25 protein-coding genes are annotated in these 23,724 nt (G+C 59.3%); 10 read left to right on the top strand and 15 right to left on the bottom strand.

Annotated elements, in window-relative coordinates; translation table 11 throughout:
* Positions 1 to 81 precede the first annotated feature (81 nt).
* Both AB4Z23_RS03450 and AB4Z23_RS03445 read right to left on the bottom strand, forming a co-directional pair.
* Positions 82 to 762, bottom strand: a complete 681-nt coding sequence (locus AB4Z23_RS03450; protein WP_003511833.1) for a DsbA family protein — start codon at positions 760 to 762, stop codon at positions 82 to 84.
* Between the two features lie 128 nt (positions 763 to 890).
* The gene (locus AB4Z23_RS03445) at positions 891 to 1,403 is read right to left on the bottom strand and encodes a DUF721 domain-containing protein (RefSeq protein ID WP_003511832.1); all 513 of its coding nucleotides are present in this window, start codon (positions 1,401 to 1,403) and stop codon (positions 891 to 893) included.
* Positions 1,404 to 1,500: 97 nt separating this feature from the next.
* Between AB4Z23_RS03445 and mutY the strand changes: the two genes are divergently transcribed.
* Together mutY and AB4Z23_RS03435 are read left to right on the top strand one after the other, a co-directional pair.
* The gene (gene mutY, locus AB4Z23_RS03440; RefSeq protein ID WP_003511831.1) at positions 1,501 to 2,604 is read left to right on the top strand and encodes an A/G-specific adenine glycosylase; all 1,104 of its coding nucleotides are present in this window, start codon (positions 1,501 to 1,503) and stop codon (positions 2,602 to 2,604) included.
* On the top strand, positions 2,601 to 3,212 hold the full coding sequence (locus AB4Z23_RS03435) for an HAD family hydrolase (protein ID WP_003511829.1): 612 nt from the start codon (positions 2,601 to 2,603) through the stop codon (positions 3,210 to 3,212). The genes mutY and AB4Z23_RS03435 overlap by 4 nt, the downstream gene beginning before the upstream one ends.
* 336 nt (positions 3,213 to 3,548) lie before the next feature.
* Here AB4Z23_RS03435 and AB4Z23_RS03430 read toward each other — a convergent pair whose 3' ends face one another.
* Positions 3,549 to 4,691, bottom strand: a complete 1,143-nt coding sequence (locus AB4Z23_RS03430) for a site-specific DNA-methyltransferase (protein ID WP_003511827.1) — start codon at positions 4,689 to 4,691, stop codon at positions 3,549 to 3,551.
* A gap of 232 nt (positions 4,692 to 4,923) precedes the next feature.
* On the opposite strand from AB4Z23_RS03430, the gene AB4Z23_RS03425 reads away from it, so the two are divergent.
* Complete coding sequence (locus AB4Z23_RS03425; protein ID WP_441359992.1) at positions 4,924 to 6,024, top strand: hypothetical protein; 1,101 nt, start codon at positions 4,924 to 4,926, stop codon at positions 6,022 to 6,024.
* On the opposite strand, the gene AB4Z23_RS03420 is transcribed toward AB4Z23_RS03425, so the two are convergent.
* Positions 5,984 to 6,445 carry a DUF1284 domain-containing protein gene (locus tag AB4Z23_RS03420; protein WP_041694521.1) on the bottom strand — a complete coding sequence of 154 codons (462 nt, stop codon included), beginning with the start codon at positions 6,443 to 6,445 and terminating at the stop codon, positions 5,984 to 5,986. The genes AB4Z23_RS03425 and AB4Z23_RS03420 overlap by 41 nt on opposite strands.
* Before the next feature lie 215 nt (positions 6,446 to 6,660).
* Positions 6,661 to 7,341, bottom strand: a complete 681-nt coding sequence (locus AB4Z23_RS03415; RefSeq protein WP_013635630.1) for a GntR family transcriptional regulator — start codon at positions 7,339 to 7,341, stop codon at positions 6,661 to 6,663.
* A 191-nt stretch (positions 7,342 to 7,532) separates the two neighbouring features.
* On the opposite strand from AB4Z23_RS03415, the gene AB4Z23_RS03410 reads away from it, so the two are divergent.
* Positions 7,533 to 8,222 carry an HAD family hydrolase gene (locus AB4Z23_RS03410; protein WP_003511821.1) on the top strand — a complete coding sequence of 230 codons (690 nt, stop codon included), beginning with the start codon at positions 7,533 to 7,535 and terminating at the stop codon, positions 8,220 to 8,222.
* A gap of 196 nt (positions 8,223 to 8,418) precedes the next feature.
* On the opposite strand, the gene AB4Z23_RS03405 is transcribed toward AB4Z23_RS03410, so the two are convergent.
* Complete coding sequence (locus tag AB4Z23_RS03405; protein WP_003511819.1) at positions 8,419 to 8,958, bottom strand: hypothetical protein; 540 nt, start codon at positions 8,956 to 8,958, stop codon at positions 8,419 to 8,421.
* A 276-nt stretch (positions 8,959 to 9,234) separates the two neighbouring features.
* Here AB4Z23_RS03405 and thrC point away from each other — a divergent pair, with 276 nt between their 5' ends.
* Genes thrC through AB4Z23_RS03385 form a run of 4 tightly spaced genes read left to right on the top strand, consistent with a single transcriptional unit; the run spans position 9,235 to position 15,495 of the window.
* Positions 9,235 to 10,632, top strand: coding sequence for a threonine synthase (gene thrC / locus AB4Z23_RS03400; protein ID WP_019564176.1), 1,398 nt, complete (start codon positions 9,235 to 9,237; stop codon positions 10,630 to 10,632).
* 19 nt (positions 10,633 to 10,651) lie between these two features.
* On the top strand, positions 10,652 to 11,950 hold the full coding sequence (locus tag AB4Z23_RS03395; RefSeq protein ID WP_003511816.1) for a M16 family metallopeptidase: 1,299 nt from the start codon (positions 10,652 to 10,654) through the stop codon (positions 11,948 to 11,950).
* 33 nt (positions 11,951 to 11,983) lie between these two features.
* Positions 11,984 to 12,583: a GNAT family N-acetyltransferase gene (locus AB4Z23_RS03390; protein WP_003511814.1), complete on the top strand. Its 600-nt coding sequence runs from the start codon at positions 11,984 to 11,986 to the stop codon at positions 12,581 to 12,583.
* Positions 12,580 to 15,495, top strand: a complete 2,916-nt coding sequence (locus tag AB4Z23_RS03385) for an EAL domain-containing protein (protein ID WP_003511812.1) — start codon at positions 12,580 to 12,582, stop codon at positions 15,493 to 15,495. The genes AB4Z23_RS03390 and AB4Z23_RS03385 overlap by 4 nt, the downstream gene beginning before the upstream one ends.
* Before the next feature lie 123 nt (positions 15,496 to 15,618).
* Here the strand turns inward: AB4Z23_RS03385 and AB4Z23_RS03380 are convergent, their stop codons facing one another.
* The 3 genes from AB4Z23_RS03380 to AB4Z23_RS03370 form a co-directional block, all read right to left on the bottom strand.
* Positions 15,619 to 16,725: a zinc-binding metallopeptidase family protein gene (locus AB4Z23_RS03380; RefSeq protein ID WP_013635625.1), complete on the bottom strand. Its 1,107-nt coding sequence runs from the start codon at positions 16,723 to 16,725 to the stop codon at positions 15,619 to 15,621.
* 167 nt (positions 16,726 to 16,892) lie between these two features.
* Positions 16,893 to 17,084: a CsbD family protein gene (locus AB4Z23_RS03375; protein ID WP_003511808.1), complete on the bottom strand. Its 192-nt coding sequence runs from the start codon at positions 17,082 to 17,084 to the stop codon at positions 16,893 to 16,895.
* Between the two features lie 107 nt (positions 17,085 to 17,191).
* The gene (locus AB4Z23_RS03370; RefSeq protein WP_003511807.1) at positions 17,192 to 17,797 is read right to left on the bottom strand and encodes a YqgE/AlgH family protein; all 606 of its coding nucleotides are present in this window, start codon (positions 17,795 to 17,797) and stop codon (positions 17,192 to 17,194) included.
* Positions 17,798 to 17,959: 162 nt separating this feature from the next.
* Here AB4Z23_RS03370 and AB4Z23_RS03365 point away from each other — a divergent pair, with 162 nt between their 5' ends.
* Positions 17,960 to 18,808, top strand: a complete 849-nt coding sequence (locus tag AB4Z23_RS03365) for a protein-disulfide reductase DsbD domain-containing protein (protein ID WP_065661292.1) — start codon at positions 17,960 to 17,962, stop codon at positions 18,806 to 18,808.
* Between the two features lie 122 nt (positions 18,809 to 18,930).
* Complete coding sequence (locus AB4Z23_RS03360) at positions 18,931 to 19,416, top strand: peroxiredoxin (protein ID WP_003511803.1); 486 nt, start codon at positions 18,931 to 18,933, stop codon at positions 19,414 to 19,416.
* Positions 19,417 to 19,481: 65 nt separating this feature from the next.
* On the opposite strand, the gene AB4Z23_RS03355 is transcribed toward AB4Z23_RS03360, so the two are convergent.
* The 6 genes from AB4Z23_RS03355 to AB4Z23_RS03330 all read right to left on the bottom strand — a co-directional run bounded on the left by AB4Z23_RS03355 (position 19,482) and on the right by AB4Z23_RS03330 (position 23,658).
* A complete protein-coding gene (locus AB4Z23_RS03355) occupies positions 19,482 to 19,790 on the bottom strand; it encodes a Dabb family protein (protein ID WP_013635620.1) in 309 nt (102 codons plus the stop codon).
* Positions 19,791 to 19,918: 128 nt separating this feature from the next.
* A complete protein-coding gene (gene rnhA / locus AB4Z23_RS03350) occupies positions 19,919 to 20,359 on the bottom strand; it encodes a ribonuclease HI (RefSeq protein WP_003511799.1) in 441 nt (146 codons plus the stop codon).
* Positions 20,356 to 21,324, bottom strand: a complete 969-nt coding sequence (locus AB4Z23_RS03345; protein WP_421416269.1) for a homoserine kinase — start codon at positions 21,322 to 21,324, stop codon at positions 20,356 to 20,358. Before AB4Z23_RS03345 ends, rnhA begins: the two co-directional genes overlap by 4 nt.
* 92 nt (positions 21,325 to 21,416) lie before the next feature.
* Positions 21,417 to 22,463, bottom strand: a complete 1,047-nt coding sequence (gene ispH, locus AB4Z23_RS03340) for a 4-hydroxy-3-methylbut-2-enyl diphosphate reductase (protein WP_019564182.1) — start codon at positions 22,461 to 22,463, stop codon at positions 21,417 to 21,419.
* 63 nt (positions 22,464 to 22,526) lie between these two features.
* Complete coding sequence (locus AB4Z23_RS03335; protein ID WP_115064356.1) at positions 22,527 to 23,261, bottom strand: SURF1 family protein; 735 nt, start codon at positions 23,259 to 23,261, stop codon at positions 22,527 to 22,529.
* A gap of 10 nt (positions 23,262 to 23,271) precedes the next feature.
* On the bottom strand, positions 23,272 to 23,658 hold the full coding sequence (locus tag AB4Z23_RS03330) for a DUF983 domain-containing protein (protein WP_019564184.1): 387 nt from the start codon (positions 23,656 to 23,658) through the stop codon (positions 23,272 to 23,274).
* Positions 23,659 to 23,724: the final 66 nt, after the last annotated feature.

The following is a 23,724-nucleotide window of genomic DNA, read 5'->3' as shown; positions in this document are numbered from 1 at the left end:
GCTCCGCTCCGCCTGAAATAACGGCAATAAAAAACGGGCGAACGGAAATACCCGCCGCCCGTTCCTTTAAGGGTTCGGCGATCAGAGCAGCTTGTCGATGACAGCCGACATGGTTTCAACCGACATGTCTCCCGCGTATTTCTTGCCGTTGATGATGAAAGTCGGCGTGGAGTTGACGCCGAATTCCGTCGCACCGCGTTGCATCGTTGCGTTCACATCATCCAGAAGCTTCTGGTTCGTCAAGCAGGCCTCGAAAGACTCCTGTGAGAAACCGGCCATTTTCGACAATTGCAGCAGGGCCGCACGGGCATCCTGGGCTGTTGCCCAGCTCTGCTGCTGCTTGAACAGCATGGAAACGAACGGGAAATACTGTCCTTCCGGTGCGCAGCGCGCCAGCATGAAGGCAGCAGCGGCACGCGGATCGAACGGGAATTCGCGGATGACGAAATAGGCCTTGCCGGTATCGATATATTTCTTCTTGATCTCGTCAAAGGTCTTGTTGTGGAAATTGGCGCAATGCGGGCAGGTCATCGACATATATTCGACGATCTTGACGGGAGCGTTCGCATCGCCGAGCGCCGCTTCCGGCAGCGGACCGGGCTTCAACACCGCAGCCATATCCACGTCACCGGTGGATTCAGGCAATTCCTGCGCCTGGGCAACGCCCGGCGTGAAGGCAAACGGCAGGGCCGTGGCAAGGGCAGCAAGTGCAACGCCGCCGAGAAGGCTGCGACGGGAAATGGTCAGTTCGGAAAAATGCATGAAAGCACCTGTTGGTAATAGACTCTATTGTCTGTTGATTCCGATATAGCGACGGCCTGTTCATCACAAGCGGGGTTTTGAACTCTTCTTGTCAAAGAATTGTGACCAGTCAAGGACGGTGCGCGACATCAAATCGTCCCGCCCCGCGGCTTCTTCTTCTGCATCACCGCCGTGCCGAGCCTTTCCACTGCCTTGCGCAGCGCTTCGCTCTCGATGCCGTCCATCATGTCGTCGAGACGTTTTGCCGCATCACCGCGCAGCGGCGGCGGCTTTCGCCGGCGGGGAACGGGCTGCGATACCGGCTTCTGCACGATCCTGATCTGGCGTACCGCCGGAAAGCCAAAAAAACCGTTGATGCGGGCGATGAGCTCGCCCTGTGCATGGGTGAGGAACAGAGCGCGTGCGCCTTCGCAGGCAATCGTCAGCACGCCCGGCTGGTAACCGCCGCGATCCGGCCCCTCGTCGCGCCGCGGCCAGGTAATCTTTTCCGGCCGCGTGCAATCGGCGAAGTCATCGCCGGCGATCTCGTCCCACGAGCCGAGCAGCGCCGTGTTGATGCCCGCCCGTTTCGACAGGAGGGGATCCATGATGCCATTGGCTATTTCGGCAATCTGGATGACGCCTTTGCGTGGATATCGCATTTTTCACTCGGGTTTCAGGACCGGACAGTCCGGAGCTTCTTGATAGGTCGGTATGAATGGCCCAACTATAGGCCGAATCGAAGAGAAACGGCAAACCATGCTTCAAAAAACCGCCCCGTCATCGCACGCGCAGATGCTGCTCGCATGGTACGACCGCCACCATCGCGAGTTGCCTTGGCGCACCTCGCCGGCCATGGCGGCACAAGGAAAACGTGCCGATCCCTATCATGTCTGGCTTTCCGAAGTGATGTTGCAGCAGACGACGGTGCAGGCGGTTAAACCCTATTTCCTGAAGTTCCTCGCAACGTGGCCTCATGTCAGCGATCTGGCGGCGGCACCGGTTGAGGATGTGATGGCTGCATGGGCGGGACTTGGTTATTACGCCCGCGCCCGCAACCTGAAAAAATGTGCGGAAGCTGTGGCGAAAGAGCATGGCGGCGTCTTTCCCGATACCGAAGAGGGCCTGAAGAAGCTGCCCGGCATCGGCGACTATACATCTGCTGCCGTGGCGGCCATTGCGTTCAACCGGCAGGCGGCGGTGATGGACGGTAATGTGGAGCGCGTCATCTCCCGCCTTTTCGCGATAGATGCACCCCTGCCCGGCTCGAAACCCGCCATGAAGGCGAAAGTGGCGGAGCTTACGCCTCCCGACCGGCCGGGCGATTTTGCGCAGGCGATGATGGATCTCGGTGCGACGATCTGCACGCCGAAGCGCCCTGCCTGTGCGCTCTGTCCGTTCAATCGCGACTGTCTGGCGCTTGCCCATGACGAGCCGGAGCGGTTTCCGGTCAAGGCCGCGAAAAAGGCAAAACCGGTGCGGCTGGGAGCCGCCTTCGTGGCGGTGAATGCAAGCGGCAAAATTCTGCTGCGGCGGCGCATAGAAAGCGGCCTTCTCGGTGGCATGACGGAGGTGCCGACAACAGCATGGACCGCCCGCGTGGATGGCGGCACCGACACGAGCCACGCGCCTTTTGCCGCGTCTTGGCAAGCGGCGGGCGTCATCGTGCATGTCTTCACCCATTTCGAGCTGCGGCTCACCGTCTATCGGGCACAGGTGCCGGATGGGCTTGAAACTGGCGCGGATGACGGATGGTGGGAGCCGGTTACAAATCTTGACGCGCAAGCCTTGCCGACGGTGATGAAAAAAGTCATCGCACAGGCTATTCCATCCGCATTCGATGAAAGCAGGAAGTTTCGATGACCAAGATTGAGCATATCGTATTCGACATCGGCAAGGTACTGATCCACTACGATCCGCATATTCCCTATAGCCGCCTCATTCCCGATGCCGACGAGCGCAAATGGTTCTTCGAGAATGTCTGCACCCATGACTGGAACCTCGAACAGGATCGCGGACGCGGCTGGGAAGACGCCGAGGCGCTGCTGATGGAGCAGTTTCCCGAGCGGGAAGAGCATATCCGCGCCTTCCGCAAGTTCTGGCATGAGATGGTCTCGCATTCCTATGACGACAGCGTCGCGATCATGACCGGCCTGATCGACAACGGTCACGACGTGACTATGCTGACCAACTTCGCCTCCGATACCTTCCGCGAAGCGCAGAAGATGTTCCCCTTCCTCACCCTGCCGCGCGGCGTGACGGTTTCTGGCGATGTGAAGCTGCTGAAACCGGATGTGGCGATCTACGAGCTGCACGCCAAGGAATTTGGCCTCGACCCTGCCGCAAGCATCTTCATTGACGATACGCTTGTGAATGTCGAAGGCGCCAAGGCCGCCGGCTGGCAGGCGGTGCATTTTACCGGAGCGGAAAAGCTGAAGCAGGATCTGCAATCCTACGGCGTGGATGTCTGACAGACCATCAGATCCAAAAAGAAAATTGGCGCAGGCGGAAATGGCGGTCTCCTGCCTGCGCCAGTCCTGCCGCAAGCGGCATGGGACAGCAATGTTTTCGTGAACTTTCCGAACCGGATTTTCACAACCATTGCTTTGCGTAGGACACTATGACCGTTCTCTTGCGCGAAACTTGTCTGGCTAAATTTAGATATTCAAAAATACCAACGCCCGACACCGAAGTGCCGGGCGTTGGTCGTTCTCCATCCGGGACTGAAGGTACTAAACCGGACGGAGACGTATGCTGACAATGGCGGGCGGTGGATCGTTGCCTTCAGCCTTTTGGGCTTTAGACTGTCAGGCCTTTGCCAGTTCACTGCGGATGATTGTTCTCAGATCATCGATAGGCTTCAGCTGGTCGCCATCCTCGAAGTGCCAGAACGTCCATCCGTTGCATGCGTCGAGACCCTGCACCTTTGCACCAAGACGGTGAATGGAGCCGGCAGTCCCGCCGGATGCAATCGTACCATCGGCACGAATAATGGCGCTATAACGGCGCTTTGCATCGGTCAGCACCTGGCCGGGACGGACGAGACCGCTTTCCACCAGGGTGTTGAAGGCAACACGCGGTTCGGCCCTCTTGCCGGTCATGACGGTCAGCTCCGCCTTGCCGAGCGGCTCGACGGCGGCGATGCGGGCAGAGGCCGCGTCGATGTAATCCTGTTCGCGCTCGATACCAACGAAGTGGCGGCCGAGACGTTTTGCAACCGCACCCGTGGTGCCGGAGCCGAAGAACGGGTCGAGCACGATGTCGCCAGGCTTGGTAGAGGCCATGATGATGCGTGCCAGCAATGCTTCCGGCTTCTGGGTCGGATGCACCTTCTTGCCGTCGTCACCTTTCAGCCGCTCATGACCGCTGCAAATCGGGAACAGCCAGTCGGAGCGCATCTGCACGTCGTCGTTGGAGGCCTTCAGCGCTTCGTAATTGAAGGTATAGCCCTTGGCTTTCGGATCGCGGCTCGCCCAGATCATGGTCTCATGGGCGTTCTGGAAACGGCGGCCCTTGAAGTTGGGCATGGGATTGGTCTTGCGCCAGACGATATCGTTCAGGATCCAGAAATCGAGGTTCTGGAGCATGGAACCGACGCGGAAGATGTTGTGGTAGGAGCCGATGACCCAGATGGTACCATTCGGCTTCAGCACGCGGCGGCAGGCCAGCAGCCAGGCGCGGGTGAAGGCATCATAGGCCTCGAAGGAGGAGAACTGGTCCCATTCGTCATCGACCGCATCAACCAGCGACTGATCTGGCCGGTGAAGCGTACCGCCAAGCTGGAGGTTGTAGGGCGGATCGGCGAAAATCGCATCCACCGACTGGCTCGGGAGGGCATCCAAGGCAGCGACACAATCACCTTTGATTATGCTGTCTTTCCAGGCGTCACTCTCGCCCGCACGATCAAAACCGGCACGCCGAAAATCGGCCAGCGGAAAAACTGCTGCCATTGGTACTCGCTCCATACGCTTACTCTCTACTGATGCTTATGGTTACCGAAGATGGTTATCAAAGCCTGAACAAGTCACGGAAAATGCGAAATAAATGGCTGTCGCGGCTGACACGCGCAATTTGCTGGCGCGGGCGGGGAACCCGAAGTGGCGCAAAAACGTTGTGCACAACGGGTTGTCCTGTTCCGCATGTCGGTGCTGGCAATACCGGCAACTCAGGGGGTAATCCGCAATGATGTCCGTAACGCGAGTGGCTTCTTTTTCAGTGCATGCCTTTTCCGCGGCTTTTCTTCTGGCGGCGCTGCCGTCAAGCTTGGGGGCGCAGGAGCCGGCACCGCTATACAACGTCGTCACCGACGCTGTGCTGTTCGATGGTGGCCCATCGCTCGGCAACAGCGACAGGGTGCGTTGGGATTTTTACAAGGCTGACGGGGCCGGAGTGCGCAGCGACGTCAATGCCGGCGGCTCCTACGACGCCACCTTCGAAGCGAAGCTGCCGGCGGGCAAGTATGTCGGCGTGGCAGCGCTGGGCAACATCCGTCGCGAAATACCCTTCGAGGTGAAGGAGGGAAGCCTAACGAGGCCAAAGGCTAATTTCGACGCGGCGGAACTAACGGTGGTGCCAAAACGCAGCCCCGGCGGCGATGTGGAAAGCCAGGCGAAAACCGAAATCACCAAAGACGATTTCAAGGACAGCGTTTACGGGCAGAACACGACCTTCGTGCCGGCGGGCGAACTGCTCCTCACCGGCAGCATCGGCCCTGCGCGTGCGCAGGAAACGCTTGTCATCAAGGCGGGCGAGACGATCAGCCACGATCTAGTCATCCCGAGCGGCGTGGTCGTTGCCAAGGCGGCCTATACGGACGGTGGCAAGGCTGTGGAAACGGACGATATCCGTTTCGAAGCGCTTTCAGCCAAGGAGACGCTTGATGGCACGCGCCAGACCATCAACGGTGTTTACGGCACCGGCAAAACCATGGAAATGCCTGCCGGTGATTTCGTGATGCGCGCGCGTCTGGGCAAGGTCACGGTGGAACAGCCCTTCACCGTAACTGCAGGAAAACGCACCGAGATCAACCTCAACCTCGATGCTGGTGTTCTGGCAATCACGGCACCGGGTGCGGAGCGGATCGACATCGTCGAAACGACCAAGGACCTTCAGGGTACGCAAAAGGAAATTTCCGGCCGTTATGGCAACCGGCATCAGGAGACCCTGCATCCCGGCGATTATTCGGTGAAGGTGAGCTACGACAAGAAATCCGGGCGCGAGCCGAAGGAGATCAAGGCGACGGTCAAGGCCGCCGAGAGAACCGAGACGAATGTGCCGGAGTAGCAGTAAGCCGCTGCCCGGCCGGGTGCGGCGGCGGCTCGCCAATCTTCACGCCGGTAAATCCTGATGCCGCGATGCGATCGCACAGCCTAATCCACTGGCAGCCGCGACAGGCTTGCCGGATGTCTCCGGCGGCGAAGGCCAGACGCATTTTCTCAAGCAGCTCCGGCGTTGCCCGCAGCCGCTTTCCGGCGGTGATTGTCTCGTTCAAAAGCGTTGAAACCGAAAGCCGGGCCGCCTCGTCCCTCTGGACCACGCCCTCGTTGAAACAGTGGGCATGGCTTTCGCACAACAGGCCAACGCAGATATCGTCCGGCCCATCGACCAGCTCGATATCCTCTTCGCCTGCGTTCAGCCGAGCGGCGACACGGTCGTAGTTTTCGACAAAGCCGGAGGTATATCCCTTCCCCACATAGGTCAGCATGCAGAGAAGGTGATGGGGGCGAAGGCGGACCGTCACGGGACGCGTTTCCGATCAAGAAAACAGATCGGCGGACAAAGGAAAAATCCGCTCCGTGATTTCGCCGTATCAGCAGCCATACATGCTCCCTTCACGCACCGCGGATCGTCATCGCGGCCGGATATCGATAACCGACTTTTCGGGCGGAGTCCAAACGAGCACAGCCAATCGTTCCCGGCCTATCCGACGATGGCGAAGGCGTCGTGCACCGAGCCTGAAGGGGTGCGGATTGCCTTGCGACCGATCCATTGCACGTGCCCGTCGAGAATTCGCACCGCCTCCTCGGCACGGCCGCCGCGCAATGCGTCGAGGATCGCGCGGTGATCGGTATCGGTGCGGCGCTCCCATCCTGCCCGCCAGGCGGAAAACAGGAATCGGGCGCTCGCGGCATGCAGGCCGTCGATCGCCTCCATCAGGCGCGGCATGTTGCAAGGCGCCGTGATGAGGCGGTGGAAGCGGCGATTGGCCTCTTCCCAATGCTGCACGTCGACCGCGCTATCGCCTTCGAGCGTGGCGGCCTCCGCCTGGTCGAGAATGGCTGAAGTCATGTTTGGAATGGCGTGGCGCAGCGCCAGAACCTCAAGCGCGGCGCGCATTTCCGCGACTTCGCGCACATCGGCGAGGCCGAAATCCGCGACCCGCACGCCGCGGCGCGGAATGCTGGCGGCCAAGCCCTGCGCCTCCAGCCTGCGGAACGCTTCGCGCACCGGCACATGCGATGCGCCGAATTCGGCGGCAATGTGATCCTGCCTCAGACGTTCACCCGGCGACAGCTCACCGCGCACGATGCGGTCAGCCAGAGTGCGGCTGATGCGTGCGGCAATGGTATCTTCGGGTCTGGTTTTCGCTGTCTTGGGCATAACATCCCATAACGCATCCGGCGCTGATCTGTGTAGCGGTTTTTGTGCGCAGGAAACGCGCAAAGCCAAATCCCAGCTATGAGCCGGGCGCGACCGACCCTTGCGGGCCAGCCGGTTGAGCTTGACGCGGACTTGGTCTAAAAGCCCGGGCATCACTTTTTTCCAAGGCAAATCCGATACAGGGAGCGCCCATGAGCGGCTTCGACCTCATTATTTTCGACTGTGACGGCGTTCTGGTCGATTCCGAAATCATCGCCGCACAGGTGGAGTCCCGCCTTCTGACCGAGGCCGGGTATCCGATCTCCGTCGAGGAAATGGGCGAGCGTTTCGCCGGCATGACCTGGAAGAACATCCTCCTGCAGGTGGAAAGCGAAGCCAGCATCCCGTTTTCCGCATCGCTGCTCGACAAGTCGGAAAAGCTGCTCGACGCGCGGCTGGAACGCGACGTGAAGATCATCGAGGGCGTCAAGTTCGCTCTGTCGCGCCTGACGACACCGCGTTGCATCTGCTCGAATTCCTCCAGCCACCGCCTCGACATGATGCTGACGAAAGTGGGCCTGAAGCCCTATTTCGCACCACATATCTACTCCGCCAAGGATCTCGGAGCCGACCGCGTCAAGCCGAAGCCGGATATCTTCCTGCATGGCGCAGCCCAGTTCGGCGTTTCACCGGATCGCGCCGTCGTAATCGAGGATTCCGTGCACGGCGTGCATGGTGCAAAGGCAGCCGGCATGCGCGTCATCGGCTTCACCGGCGCATCCCACACCTATCCGAGCCATGCCGACCGGTTGACGGATGCGGGCGCGGAAACGGTGATTTCACGCATGCAGGACCTGCCCGCCGTTATTGCAGCGATGGCGGAGTGGGAAGGCGCTTTTTAATCTCTGGCTTTGTCACAAACGCCACTTCGTCATGCTCGGGCCTGTCCCGAGCATCTGCAACGACTTGATTCCACGATACGTGTTCGGATCCTCGGGACAGGCCCGAGGATGACGTTGCGTATGAGGCATGGTTTGTTTGCGATCTGCCCGAAAGCCCGCAAAAGCAGCCTCCGGTTTTTACATTTCGCCCGTCAAATCACCGGCGCTTGGTCTTGGCCTTTGCGCCCTGCTCGGCAAAACCGATATAGACACTGACCGACCTCGGTGCGCCGCCCGGTCCGTTGGGAATGGCGACATGATCGTTGTTGAAGATGAACTGCGTGCCGGCACCGCCCGCAGCAACGTCGATGGCGAAATTGGTCGTTTCGCCGTAAATCTCGCCGTCGCCGTCCTTAACGGTGACGCGGATCGGTACGGTCACGCGGCCGGGCTTCGACATCGGGCCGGGAACGAGACGGCCCTGGGCCAGCACGTTTACCGTCAGCGTGGTTTCGTTCGCGGTACAAGAGCGCGTCGTGTCTGACAGCGAAACCTGATAGGCGAGTTTCTGCGGATCGTCCTTTGCGCCACCGGCATAGACGCGGTGGACGGCATTGGCATCGAGAACCGTGACCGTCGGGCAGTTGGCCTGCACCACCGGAGCAACGGCATTTGCCTGCGCCGCCGGAGGGTTGACGGCAAGCGAGTCTGACGGATTGGAGGAATTGCATCCTGCAACAACGGCCAGAAGCGACATCGCGGCGGACAAACGCAAGAAATTCCCTGACACTCTTCTAATTCCCTCTCCATTGTCCCGGAACCGAACCGGAGACGCTGTTTATTGACCTTTCACGCAGGTTGGCGATGGTCTATAGCAGCGACGCCGGAAAAAATCGATTGGCATGTTTGGTTTTGCTTGAATTTTCAAAAAAGCCCTTCATTACCTCGCCAATCGCCTCATTCCGGCGGGATGCTGCTGATAAAGAGCCGGTAACGGCAACGGACAGACCGGTAAACGACAAGGGACTATCTCGTGAAATATGTATCGACCAGGGGTGCGGCCCCTTCGCTTGGTTTCTGCGACGCGCTTCTGGCGGGCCTTGGCCGTGATGGCGGGCTTTACGTGCCGCGCGAATGGCCCTCCATGTCGAAAAAGGAAATCCGCAACCTGCGCGGCAAGTCCTATCAGGACATCGCGTTTGAGGTTCTCTACCGTTTCACCGGTGGTGAAATTCCGGCCGACAAGTTCAGGGCGATGATCGACGACGCCTATGCGACGTTCCGCCATCCGGCCGTAGCACCCCTGACGCAGACCGGGCCGAACACCTTCGTGCTGGAGCTTTTCCACGGCACCACGCTTGCCTTCAAGGACGTGGCGATGCAGCTTCTCGCCCGCCTGATGGATTATACGCTGGCTGAGCGCGGCGAACGCGCCACCATCGTCGGCGCCACCTCCGGCGACACGGGCGGCGCAGCCATCGACGCCTTTGCCGGGCGTGAGCGCACCGACATCTTCATCCTTTTCCCCAATGGCAAGGTCTCTCCGGTGCAGCAGCGCCAGATGACGACCTCCACCGCCTCCAACGTGCATGCGCTGGCGATCAACGGCAATTTCGACGATTGCCAGAACCTCGTCAAAGAAATGTTCAACGACGCGAAGTTCCGCGACGGCGTCAAGCTTTCGGGCGTCAACTCCATCAACTGGGCGCGCATCATGGCGCAGGTGGTCTATTATTTCACGGCGTCCCTGTCGCTCGGCGGTCCCGACCGGAAGATTTCCTTCACCGTCCCAACGGGCAATTTCGGTGATATCTTCGCCGGTTACGTCGCCAAGAAGATGGGCCTGCCGATCGACAAGCTTGTCATCGCCACCAACGACAACGACATTCTGGCGCGCACGCTGAAGACAGGCCGTTACGAGATGCGCGGCGTCACGCCCACCACCTCGCCCTCGATGGACATCCAGATCTCGTCCAATTTCGAGCGGCTGCTGTTTGAAGCCTATGGCCGCGATTCCGCTGCAGTAAAGGCATCGATGGATGGCCTCAAGCAATCCGGCGCGTTTGAAATCCCGCCGCATGCGCTGAAATTCATCAAGAAGGATTTCCGCGCCGGCCGTGCCACCGAAAAGCAGGTGGCGGCGACGATCCGCAATACGCTTGAGAAAACCGGTTACCTGATCGACCCGCATACGGCGACCGGCGTTTTTGTGGCGGAAAAACACGAAAAGGCATCAAGCCCGATGGTGGTCCTGTCCACTGCCCATCCGGCTAAATTCCCGGCCGCCGTAAAATCCGCTTGCGCAATCGACCCGGCGCTTCCAGTATGGCTAGCTGACATTATGAACCGGGAGGAGCGTTTCGACATTCTGGACGCAGAGCTGAAGACGGTGGAAACCTTCATCGGCAGCCACGCACGCGCCGGCAAATAGAGACGCGGAAAGACTTGATATGAGAGTTAATGTGACCCGGCTTTCGTCCGGGTTGACCGTTGTCACGGAAAGAATGCCGCATCTCGAAAGCGTTGCTCTTGGGGTGTGGATCAAATCCGGGTCCCGCAACGAGACGACTGCCGAGCACGGCATCGCCCATCTTCTCGAGCATATGGCCTTCAAGGGTACGGCGCGCCGCACCGCCCGGCAGATCGCCGAAGAGATCGAAAATGTCGGCGGCGAAGTCAACGCCGCGACATCGACGGAAACAACTTCATACTACGCCCGCGTCCTGAAAGACCACGTTCCGCTCGCCGTCGATATTCTTGCAGACATTCTGACAGAGTCGCTGTTCGACGAAGACGAGCTGGAGCGGGAGAAAAACGTCATCCTCCAGGAAATCGGTGCCGCCACCGATACGCCTGACGATGTGATTTTCGACAATTTTTCCGGCGTCGCCTATCGCGACCAGACCATCGGCCGCCCGATCCTCGGCACTCCGGAAACCGTGCAATCCTTCACCAGCGCCCAGATCAGGCATTATCTCGCCCGCAACTATACGACGGATCGCATCTTCGTCGTTGCAGCAGGTGCTGTCGACCACCAGAGCTTCGTGAAGCAGGTGGAAGAACGTTTTGCCTCGCTGCCGCAGCTGCCGGTCACCACGCCGGTTCTCGAAAAGGCGATCTATACCGGCGGGGAAATCCGCGAGACCCGTGACCTCATGGACGCGCAGGTGCTTCTCGGCTTCGAGGGCAAGGCCTATCACGCCCGCGATTTCTACTGTTCGCAAATTCTCGCCAATATTCTCGGTGGCGGCATGTCATCGCGCCTGTTCCAGGAAGTGCGAGAGTCCCGCGGCCTTTGTTATTCCGTTTACGCCTTCCATTGGGGTTTTTCCGACACCGGCATTTTCGGCGTGCATGCGGCGACCGGCGGCAACGACCTGCCGGAACTGATGCCCGTCATCGTCGACGAGTTGCGCAAGTCTTCCCAGACCATTCATCAGGAAGAAATCGACCGCGCCCGCGCACAAATCCGCGCGCAACTGCTGATGGGTCAGGAAAGCCCGGCAGCCCGTGCCGGCCAGATGGCACGGCAGATGATGCTTTACGGCCGGCCCATCCCCAATGAGGAGATGATGGAGCGCCTGAACGACATCACGCGGGAACGCCTGACCGATCTTGCAGGACGGCTGTTTTTCGATACAGTTCCGACGTTGTCTGCAATTGGCCCGCTCGAACAGCTGCCGCCTCTTTCAGACATTACTGCCGCGCTTTCCGCGCAGCAGCCCGCAAGGATAAAGGCGAACGGCTGAGGGTTGCGGTTTCTTTCCGTACAGGGATGGTGAATGCTGCGTTTTCTTTCCCGACATAACGACACCCCGGAACTGCGCAGCGCCAACCATCTTCTCAGACTGCCGCGCTATGGCGATTTCAAGCAGTGGCACGTTCTGCGCTCGGAAAGCCGCCAGTTTCTCCAGCCATGGGAACCCACCTGGCGCCCGGACGAACTGACGGAAGGCTCCTTCCGCACGCGTGTGGTGCGCAACGGCCAGGAGTTTTCCTCCGGCACCGCCGTGTCGTTTCTGCTATTCGAGAAGGAGACGTTGCTCGTTGGCGGCATCACCATCGGTTATATCAGGAGGGGTGCTGCACAAAGCTGCATGATAGGATATTGGGTGGGCGAACGCTACGCCGCGCAAGGCCATATGTCTGCCGCATTAAAATTGGTAATACCCTATATCTTCAACGGACTTCAGTTGCACCGTATCGAGGCAGCCTGTATTCCGGAAAACTTCAAAAGCATCCGGCTTCTCGAAAATGCCGGGTTCCAGCGGGAAGGCCTCTTGCGGGAATATCTGAAAATCAACGGCCAATGGCGGGATCATACGATGTTTTCCCTTCTTGCCGACAAGCAAAGCTCCAGTGGAACGAAGTACGATACATGACTTACACTCACTCTGCGCCGTGCCTGTCGAAACGTCTGGCGGCAATTGCACTGGCTGCGCCGTTCTTCCTGTTTTTCCTGCTTTTTTCGTCTCTTTCCTACGCCTTCGAGCCGGTGAAGATTTCCCGTGACGATACGGCGCTCGATCTCACCGCGACAACCGATATCTATGCCAATCAGGGTGAAGCCTTTCAGGTCTCGACCGCGCCCGGTCCGGATGGCATCCGCCGCCGTATCGAGGTGCGCGCCAGCTCCACCGACCATCAGGGCGACTGGGCCGTCTTCGCGCTTGCCAACGTTTCGGAAGAGCAGCTGGAGCGCGTTATCGTCGCACCGCATTTCCGTCTGGTGAATTCCAAGCTCTTCTGGCCCGATCTCGGCTCGCAGCGCATCATCGCGATCACACCGAGCGAAGGCTTTGCGCTTGACCGGCAGCCAAGCCCGGATGCCGACGTCTTCCGCATCACGCTCAATCCCGGCTCCGTCATCACCTTCGTCGCCGAGCTGTCGACCCCGCAATTGCCGCAGATCTATCTGTGGGAACCGGAAGCCTACAAGGATACGATCAACGCCTTCACGCTCTATCGCGGCATCGTTCTCGGCATTGCCGGCCTGCTGGCCGTGCTCCTGACCATCCTGTTCGTCGTCAAGGGAACCTCGGTTCTGCCGGCGTCGGCCGCGCTCGCCTGGGCGGTGCTCGCCTATATCTGCGTCGATTTCGGCTTCCTTGAAAAACTCATCACCGTCACATCCAGCGATCAGCGAATATGGAGGGCGGGCGCCGAAGTGGCTCTCGCCTCCAGCTTCGTGGTCTTCCTGTTCACCTATCTCAATCTAAACCGCTGGCACGCACATCTGGGTTATGCGACCTTTGCCTGGGTGGTGGGTCTGGCGCTGCTGTTCGGCGTCGCGATTTACGATCCTTCGGTCGCCTCCGGTATCGCGCGCGTCTCCTTCGCGCTGACGGCGACGGCCGGCATCGCACTCATCATCTATCTTGGCTTCAACCGTTACGACCGGGCGATTTTGCTCGTTCCGTCCTGGGCGCTCATCCTCGTCTGGCTGTTCGGCAGCTGGCTGACGGTGACCGGACAATTGGACAACGACATCGTGCAGCCGGCGCTTGGCGGCGGGCTGGTGCTGATCGTGCTTCTGATCGGCTTCACAGTCATCCAGCATGCCTTTGCCGGCAGCGCCTATCAGCAGGGCCTGTTTTCCGATCTCGAACGGCAATCTCTCGCACTGACGGGCAGCGGCGATACCGTTTGGGACTGGGACGTGACGCGCGACCGCATCGTCACCACACCTGACATTTCCAATCGTCTGGGGCTGGAGCCCGGCACGATGCATGGTGCTGCGCGCAACTGGTTGCCGCGCCTGCATCCTGACGATCGCGACCGGTTCAAGGCAACGCTCGACGTGCTGCTCGACCATCGCAAGGGCCGCCTCAATCACGAATTCCGCATTCGCGCTGAAGACGGACATTTCCATTGGCTGCAAATCCGCGCCCGCCCGGTTCTTGGCTCTAACGGCGAAATCATCCGCTGCGTCGGCACCATCACCGACATCACCGAGCAGAAGAACTCGGTGGAGCGGCTGTTGCAGGATGCGATGAATGACAATCTGACCGGGCTACCAAACCGGCAGGTCTTCCTCGACCGCCTGCAATCGATCCTCAACCTCTCTCCTGAAAGCGACGGCGTGCGCCCGACGGTGATGGCGATCGATATCGACCGTTACAAGCTGGTCAACGATACGCTCGGCATTGCTGCAGGCGACAATATCCTCATCGCGTTGACACGGCGTCTGCGCCGCCTGTTGAAACCGCAGGATACGCTGGCGCGTCTCGGCGGCGATGAATTCGGCCTGATCCTGACCTCGGAGCGCGATCCGCAGCGGGTGGCCGATTTCGCCGATGCGGTGAACAAGGCAATCATGGTGCCGATCAATTTCGCCAATCGCGAAATCATCCTCACCGCCTCCATCGGCCTCGTTTCATGGATAGACCAGCAGGAAAGTGCCGCAGGTCTCTTGAGCGATGCGGAACTGGCGATGTACCGCGCCAAGCGCGCTGGCGGAAACCGCGTCGAGCCGTTCCGTCCCGCTTTCCGCACGTCCGGCACCGACCGCCTGCAAATGGAAAGCGATCTTCGCCGCGCCATCGAGCGCAAGGAGCTGTCGCTCGCCTATCAGCCCATCGTCAAGCTTGACGATGGCGCGCTGGCCGGTTTCGAGGCGCTGATGCGGTGGGAACACCCCAAGCGCGGCAACATTCCGCCAAGCGAATTCATACCCATCGCGGAAGCCTCCGGTCTGATCGAACCGCTCGGCATGTTCGCGCTGGAAAGGGCAGCGACCGACCTGATGGACTGGCAGCATTCCATCGAGAAGATGCCGATCTTCATCTCCGTCAATATTTCCAGCGCGCAATTGCTGAATAACGAACTGTATAACGACGTGCGCGGCATGCTGACGCGAACGCGCTGTAATCCGCAGCAGCTGAAGCTGGAGCTGACGGAATCCGTGGTGATGGAGAACCCGGAACAGGCGCGGCTGGTGCTTTCCAAGCTGAAGGAAACGGGCATCAGCCTCGCCATGGACGATTTCGGCACCGGCTATTCGTCACTTGCCTATCTCACCCGCTTCCCCTTCGACACGATCAAGCTCGACAAGGCACTGGTGGCAAATACCAGCGACAAGCGCAACGTGCTGCTGCGCTCCGTTATCGCCATGGCGCGCGCGCTCGATATGCAGGTGGTGGCGGAAGGCATTGAAACGCCTGAGGATGCGGCGGAACTCTCACGCATGAACTGCCATTTCGGCCAGAGCTTCCTGTTCGGCACACCGGTTTCCGGCGATGCGGCGCTGAAGCTTCTGCGGGAGCGGTTCCAGCCGACGAAGCGAGCTTCGTAAGAGGAATTGGAGTATGGGGTGGTAAAGGGCTACTCCATCCACCGCCGTCATTCCGGCATTGAGCCGGAATGACGGGAGAAGGAAACGACGCGTTTCCTGACTATGACTTCTCGTGTCTCGTATTCACTGCGCCATCGAGAACTGCTGCATCTGCTGTTGAGGCATCGCGTCGATCCTGCCGTGTAGCAGGTCGTGGATGAATTCCATCTTGCTCACAACAGGCGGGGCCAGCACGAAGGGATAAAGGTCCGCCTCCCCCATGCTGCGCTGGATCGAGTTGATGGCGACGCTGAGCGGAATCCAGGCCTTGACCAGTTGTGCGGCGCTACGGGCATTATAGGGATCGAAAGTGACTTCCGCCGCCATTTCCTCATGTCCGTCGGGGTCTATCGCCACGCCAAAGGCGCGCGCGGTTTCCAGCGTATCGACGATGTGAAGATAATGCGCGAAACACTCGGCAAAATCCTCCCAGGGATGCACGGAGGCGTAGGCGCTTATGAAAGTTTCCTGCCAGTTGGGGCGCGGCCCCTGCTCGTAGTTGCGCTGTAGCGCCGCGGCATAGTCTTCGCGCTCATCGCCGAATACCGCGCGGCAGGCCTCCAGTCGGTTCTCATCACGAACCAGCTTGTTCCAGATGAAATGCCCGACCTCATGGCGGAAATGGCCAAGCATGGTGCGATAGGGCTCGTTCATGTTGGCGCGCACCTGCTCGCGCGTCGCATCATCCACCTCTGCCGCGCGAATGGCGATCAGGCCCTCGTCGTGGCCGGTCATGGCGGGAATGACGGAACCGTCAGGTGCGACCTCGTCGACCAGAAAGTCGAAGACTAGCCCGCCGACAGGATCGGCATCGCGGTTGGGATGCGGCAGGCCGAGACGCAATATCGAATAGAACAAATGCCGCTGCGCCTGGCTGATGCCGCGCCATTGTTCGATACCCTCATCCGTCGCGATATTCGGCACGAGACGGTTATGGCTGCAGGCCGGGCAAAAGGCGTTCTGGCTTTCCGCCGGCACAGACCAGTTGCAGATGTCGTTCACCTCATTGGCGCAGAACCGCACCTGTCTTTCCGGCTGGGCAACAAGTTGCCAGTTCGGCTCTCCCGCAGGCGCCAGCGCTTCCATGGAAAGGCGCTCCGGCACGAAGGCCAGACGATGGCCGCAAGAGACGCAGAAACGATTGTCGAAGTGGACAGGCTGGCCACAGGAAGCGCAGGAGAAAAGCTTCATTCATGAAACCCTTGCGATGGATGAATTGGGTGAAGGGGAATACAAGAGACCAAGGTGAAAGGCGTAACAAACCCGCCCTTCAGGCCTCCAGACGACAAGAGCGCATGTGCGATAACACATGCGCTCCAAAGCACCGCATCAAAGACACGGGAGCCCGTCAGGCGACATTACATACGATCAACGACACCCTTGACCGCATCTTTGGCCTTGCCGACGTTCTTCTGTACCTTGCCTTCGGTTTCCTGAGCGGCACCCTTGGCGCGCAGCTCGTTGTTGCCGGTTGCTTCGCCGACGTTTTTCTTGACCTTGCCAGCAACTTCCTTGGCTGTACCGGCGATCTTGTCTGATGTGCTACCCATGTTACTGCTCCCTAGTTGAGCCGTACTGTCTGTGCGGCTTTCGGGATTGTTAACGTCAGGGATTGGGATTGGTTCCAGCAGTCGACAAAAGGAGCATCTGGAAAAAATCAGGCGTGGCCGGCTTCAGCAGAAAGCATGCGAGCATCCACACCCATAAGCGCAAGCGCCCGCTCGTATTTGTTGTCCAGTCCACGGTCGAAAATCAGCTCTTCCGCCGCCGGGCAATTCAGCCATCCATTATTGGCGATCTCGTTTTCCAGCTGACCCGGACCCCAGCCGGCATAACCGAGCATCATGGTAGCCTTTTGCGGGCCGCGACCATTGGAAATGGCGCGCACGATATCCAGCGTCGCCGTCAAGGAAATGTCGTCACTGACCGGAATGCTCGATTCACTTAAATAATCATCGGAATGCAGCACGAAACCCCGGCCGGATTCGACCGGGCCGCCGCACTGGATCGGAAATTCCCGGGTGCGGTTGGGCAGCATGATGGCGTCGTTGCTGTCCACCAGCTTCAGATGCAGCAGAATATCCGTGAAGGTGATCTGCTGCGGCCGGTTGATGATGAAACCCATGGCTCCAGCATCCGAATGGGCGCAGATATAGACCACCGAACGGGCAAAATTGCCATTGTCCAGCCCCGGCATCGCAATGAGGAACTGGCTGTCAAAAAAGCCACGTTCGCGTTTGTCCATCAGGGTTGAAAAGCTCACCGGCGCCTCCAGCTTGCCGAATTCCATCATTGAACGGGAAAGCGGCGTTCGCACTTCGACAGAGCACAGGATGCGGCATCGCGCCCGATCAATCAACCGAAAATGATGAACCGCACGAATTCGTAACTGGTCCATCGGGCGATGTTGGGTTAGACGGAAAGAATGAGCGTCAGGACATTCTTTCGATTTTCACATCTTCGCCTCGCCGTTGCCTTCGCCGCCCTTCTCGGGGGCGGGCAAGTAGCGCAGGCCGAAATTACCGACTGGGCGAGAAGTGAAGGCGGCCAGATGCGTGTGGCAAGCCTTGCCATGGATGCGGACGGCGTGGTGCGCGGCGTGTTGCAGATCGAGCCTAAAGACGGCTGGATAACCTATTGGCGCGAACCGGGCGAAGCTGGAATACCGCCCAAGATCACGCTTGATCCGGCAAGCGGTGTAAGCCTGACATCGATGGCCTATCCCGTTCCCAAACTCATCGAGAACGGCGATATCACCGATATCGGCTACGATCACGCCGTCAGCATTCCCTTTCAGTTGAAAGCCGTGGACGCCAAAGCGGGAGGCAATATCGACCTCAGCGCCTTCATCGGCGTCTGCCAGAATATCTGCATTCCCTTTGAGGCGACGTTTTCGATCAGCCGCGGCAATGCGGGCGATGACGACCACGAAGAGCGGCGATTGCTGGAAGAGGCGCGCGAGACGCTGCCAGAGGCTGCGTCCGACGATTTTAAGGTTGTCGATTTCCACATCACGCCCGATAAGACCATGCTTGGCGTGCAATTGCAGCTGCCGGAAAACGCGCCGAAGGAGACCGAGATATTCATCGCCGGCCCCTCCGGTTTTGCCTATTATGAGCCGCAGAACCTGGTGCGAGACAAGCGCAAGCTCTCCTTCTACATGAACATCAAGGGCTTGCCAAAAACCTATCAGGTGCAGGGCAACAGCTGGCCCATTCTTGTCAAATCCGGCGATCGGACCATGGAGACCATGCTCAATTTTCCAAAGCCCTGACCGTTCAGGCGACATATCCCGAACGGCTTTCTCAGCCATGGAATTTCCCGCGAAAACCGTATGACAGTTTTCTTTTCCTTGCTCTATAGTCGCGCGAACCAAACGGCCATAGGAGCATGGACATGACTATCAAGATCGGCGAAAAACTGCCTTCCGCAACCTTCAAGGAAAAGACCGCCGATGGCCCGGTGGAAACCACCACCGATGCGCTTTTTGGCGGCAAGACGGTGGTTCTTTTTGCCGTACCCGGCGCTTTCACTCCCACCTGCTCGCTGAACCACCTGCCGGGCTACCTCGAAAACCGCGACGCCATTCTCGCAAAGGGCGTGGATGACATCGCCGTCGTTTCCGTCAACGACTGGCACGTCATGGGCGCATGGGCACAATCGTCCGGCGGCCAGGGCAAAATTCACTTCCTCGCCGACTGGGACGCCGCCTTCACCAAGGCGCTCGGCCTCGATGCCGACCTCTCCGGCGGTGGCCTCGGCGTGCGCTCCAAGCGCTATTCGATGCTGGTGAAAGACGGCGTGGTTACATCGCTCAACGTGGAAGAAAATCCCGGCCAGGCGACGGTCTCGGCCGCTGCAGCGATGATCGAGCAGCTTTAAGCCACCTCTCTGTCGTCGCGAATGAAGCACAGTATCCATTAAAGGGCGGTCAAACCGCCCTTTTTTCACACGTTCATATCAAACACCAGAAGCCCGGCCAGACCGCCATCGGTCAGCGAGACCAGACGTTGACCGACTTCCATGTGTTGCGGGTGCGCCAGATATTCGTCGCGGGCTTCCGGGCTGTCCAGCGTCACGATGAAGCCATCGACGAAACCGCCATTCAGGCCTTCCGGCGAAACGTTCTGGCCGTATTTCACGTCGATTATGCCGGGTATCACGTCCTTGAGGGCCGCAATTGCTTCAAACACCGCGTGTTTTTCAGAGGATGCCGTTGCAGCCTTGAACCGTAGAAATACACAATGCAGGATCATCTGAATGTCTCTCCTCCGCTGGAACATCGTCCAACTGTTTGACGACAAGATAGATCGGGTTTCAGTTTTCACAATCCCTTATCACGGTTGGGCCGGATCAGGGCCGAATGGAAGAAATCAGACTTCCGTTACCGGCGTTTGAAAGGCTCCATGCCCTTGCGTGCCAATTCGTCGGCGCGCTCGTTTTCCGGGTGGCCGGCATGGCCCTTGACCCAGTGCAGCGTCACTTTATGGCGCTCCTGCGCAGCCTCCAGCGCCTGCCACAGCTCCACATTCTTGACCGGCTTGTTATCGGCGGTTTTCCAGCCCTTCTTTTTCCAGCCGAAAATCCACTTGGTGATGCCATCCTTGACATAGGCGCTGTCGGTATAGAGATCGACTTCGCAGGGGCTTTTCAGCGCGTTGAGCGCCGAGATGGCCGCCAGCAGTTCCATGCGGTTGTTGGTGGTATCGGCCTCGCCGCCGGACAATTCCTTTTCGGTCTCGCCATATCGCAGCACGGCACCCCAGCCGCCCGGACCGGGATTGCCGGAGCAAGCGCCGTCGGTGAAGATATCGACATGTTTCATTCGCCAACCAGCCCGTATTCGGCGACATGGCTGATGGAGCGGTGGAACCGCAGCTTGCGCAGATATTCCAGCGGGTCTTTCTTCACCACCAGCGCGCCCGCCGGCGTCGTCAGCCAGTCATAGAGGCGGGTCAGGAAGAAGCGCAGCGCCGAGCCGCGTGCCAGAAGCGGCAAGGCATCCAGTTCCGCCTCGCTCAACGGACGCACCGACTGGTAACCTTCCAGCAGCGCCTTGCCCTTGGTGACGTTATAAGCGCCATCCTTCTCGAAGCACCAGGCATTGAGGCAGATCGACACGTCATAGGCGAGCAGGTCGTTGCAGGCGAAGTAAAAATCGATGAGGCCGGAAAGCTCGTCACCGAGGAAAAAAACGTTGTCCTGAAACAGGTCCGCATGGATGACGCCCGCGGGCAAATCCTTCGGCCAATGGGCGGCGAGATAATCGATTTCCGGGCGGATCTCTTGCTTCAAGCCCTTCTCCACCTCGTCGGCGCGGTCTTCAGACTTGTCCCACAGCACCTTCCAGCCATCGACGGAGAGTGCATTGGGCCGCTTGATCTCGAACCCATCACCGGCAAGATGCATGGCGGCCAGCGCCTTGCCGACTTCCCGGCAATGTTTCGCTTCCGGTTTTCGCAGCCACATGCCTTCAAGGAAGGAGATCAGCGCTGCCGGGCGGCCGGACAATTCGCCCAGCAATTCCCCGTCCTTGCGCGGCAGCGGCAAGGGGCAGGACAGACCCTTGGCGGCCAGATGCTGCATGAGACCGAGGAAGAACGGCAGATCGGATTTTTCCACGCGCTTTTCGTAAAGCGTCAGAATCAGCGGATCCTTCGTCGTATGCAGCAGGAAATTGGAGTTTTCAACGCCTTCGGCAATGCCCTTATAGGATGTGAGGCTGCCAACGTCGTATTGTATGAGGAAATTCCTCAGATCATCTTCGGTGATGTCCGTATAAACTGCCAATTTCAAATCTCTTGATGAAGGATGGAGTGAAAATCTGAAGAGGGGATGACATATGCGCGGTGGGAACCACTCACATATCTCGCCATCCCGGTCTAGGCGCCAGTGGCGGCTTTCGGTGGCAGGGCATTGCTGGCATTGCCATTCACGAAAGCCATGTCGTCCGTCGTCAGCTCAATGCTGCGCAGTTCGCGGTTGACGAGGAAATGTTCCGTTTCCTCCACCGTGACGGCCAGATCGAGCGTCGTATCGAAACGCGCCTTGAAGGCTTCGATGATCTCATCAACGATGACCTCCGGCGCGGAAGCGCCCGCCGAAAGACCGACGGTGCGGATATCGCCGATCGCATCCCAGTCGATTTCCGCCGCACGCTGCACCAGAACCGAATGTTTGGCGCCAGCGCGCAGCGCCACTTCCACCAGCCGCTTCGAGTTTGACGAATTGGGCGCGCCGACCACGATGAAGAGATCGCAGCCGGGGGCCGCCTGCTTCACCGCATCCTGACGGTTGGTGGTGGCGTAACAAATGCTGTCGGCGGCGGGCGCCTGAATGGCCGGAAAACGTTCCTGCAACCGGGCAATAACGCCTGCGGTATCATCGACAGACAGCGTTGTCTGGGTAACGAAACCGAGGTTTTCTCGGTCTACCGGTTCATAGGTGCCGGCATCCTCCACCGTCTCGACCAGCGAAACAGTACCTTCGGGCAGCTGGCCCATGGTGCCGATGACCTCAGGGTGACCGGCATGGCCGATCAACACGACATGGCGGCCGAGGCGCTGGTGGCGCATGGCCTGCTTATGGACCTTGGAGACGAGCGGGCATGTGGCATCGAGATAAAACAGGTTGCGCGCCTGCGCATCCTCCGGCACGGATTTGGGCACACCATGGGCGGAAAAGACCACCGGCTGCTCGCGATGCTCGGTGGGGATTTCGTGCAGTTCCTCGACGAAAATCGCGCCCTTGGCTTCCAGCCCCTCGACCACGTATCGATTATGGACGATTTCGTGGCGGACATAGACCGGCGCGCCATATGCTTTCAGCGCCAGTACGACGATCTGGATCGCCCGGTCCACGCCCGCGCAAAAGCCGCGCGGTCCGCACAGCCTTATCGTCAAAGGGGGTTTGGAAACGGCGATGTTCATTCGTGCTCCTTGGCGTGCTCCTTGCCCTTTCCCGGTAGCCAGCCTTACCGGACAGGGCGCGCGTTATTCACCTTGCGCCTTACCGTTCCGGAAATAGGCAAAACCGGCGACGATGACAAGGGCCGCCGCCAGACCATACCACGTTATCGCATATTGCAGGTGATTGTTGGGCAAATCTATCAGCGTCACGCCGCCCTGTGGCCAGCCGCCGGGGTTCGGCGCATCGTCGGCATCCACGAACAGGTTGACCAGCCTGTTGGGCGGGATATCGGTGCTCGACGCCATGGCCGCCAGATCCTTCCAGTAGAAGATGTTCTTGGCGATATCGTTATCCGGCAGCAGGGAAGAAGGTTTTGCAACGAGCGGCGCGCGCGCCAGCCCCTTGATCTCCACCTCGCCAGCGATCTGCCCTTCAGGCCGCTTCGTTGCCTCCTTCATCTCAAACGGCACGAAGCCGCGATTGACGAAGAGGATGCGGCCATCGGCAAGCGACAGCGGAGTATAGATGTAATAGCCGGTTCTGCCCTGATGGGTGGCGAAGAAATGCCGCTCGCGGGCATGATCGAAAACGCCGGAAACGTTGACCCTGCGATATTCAATTTCGCCGCCGCTTTTGGCAATGGCCTCGATCTGCGAGAGCGTAGCCGGACTTGCGTTGCGCCGCGCCTCGATATCGGCAATCAGCGCTTCTTTCCAGTAAAGCCGCTTCACCTGCCATGTGCCTAGCCCGAGAAGGATGGCAAGTGCCAAAAGGACGAGCGGCGCGGCAAACCAGATGCGTCTTTCCGCCGCCTTCATGTGGGAAACCTCATTCACGATCAAGCCTGCCTTCGCTTGCATTGTTGCGGTATTGCAGCGCAATCATGATGCCCTTCATCTTGCGCAGCAGCACGAGGGAGACGATCACCGCAAAAGGCAACCAGAGCATGACATGCACCCAGACGGGCGGCGCAAAACGCTGATCGAACCAAAGCGCCAGCCCGACGACAAGGAAACCGACGATCAGCATGACAAAGACGGCCGGGCCTTCACCCGCATCGGCAAAGCCGTAATCCAGCCCGCAGGCACTGCATGCGGGTTTCGGGGTCAGGAAGCCGTCGAACAGCCTGCCATTGCCGCAACGCGGGCAGCAGCCCTTCAGCCCGACTTTTATTGGGTCCACCGGCGCAAAGCCGCCGTTTCCGGGTTCAGACATGATGGCCTCCCGCCTTGGGCCGGTTAAACCTCCGTCCGGCCCGCCTGTTTAAACACAAAGGGCGGC

Source organism: Agrobacterium sp. MCAB5 (assembly GCF_052114365.1).
Classification (GTDB): Bacteria; Pseudomonadota; Alphaproteobacteria; order Rhizobiales; family Rhizobiaceae; genus Agrobacterium; species Agrobacterium tumefaciens.
The sequence above is the reverse complement of the archived record's forward strand: the minus strand, read 5'-3'. Positions and strand labels throughout refer to the sequence as shown.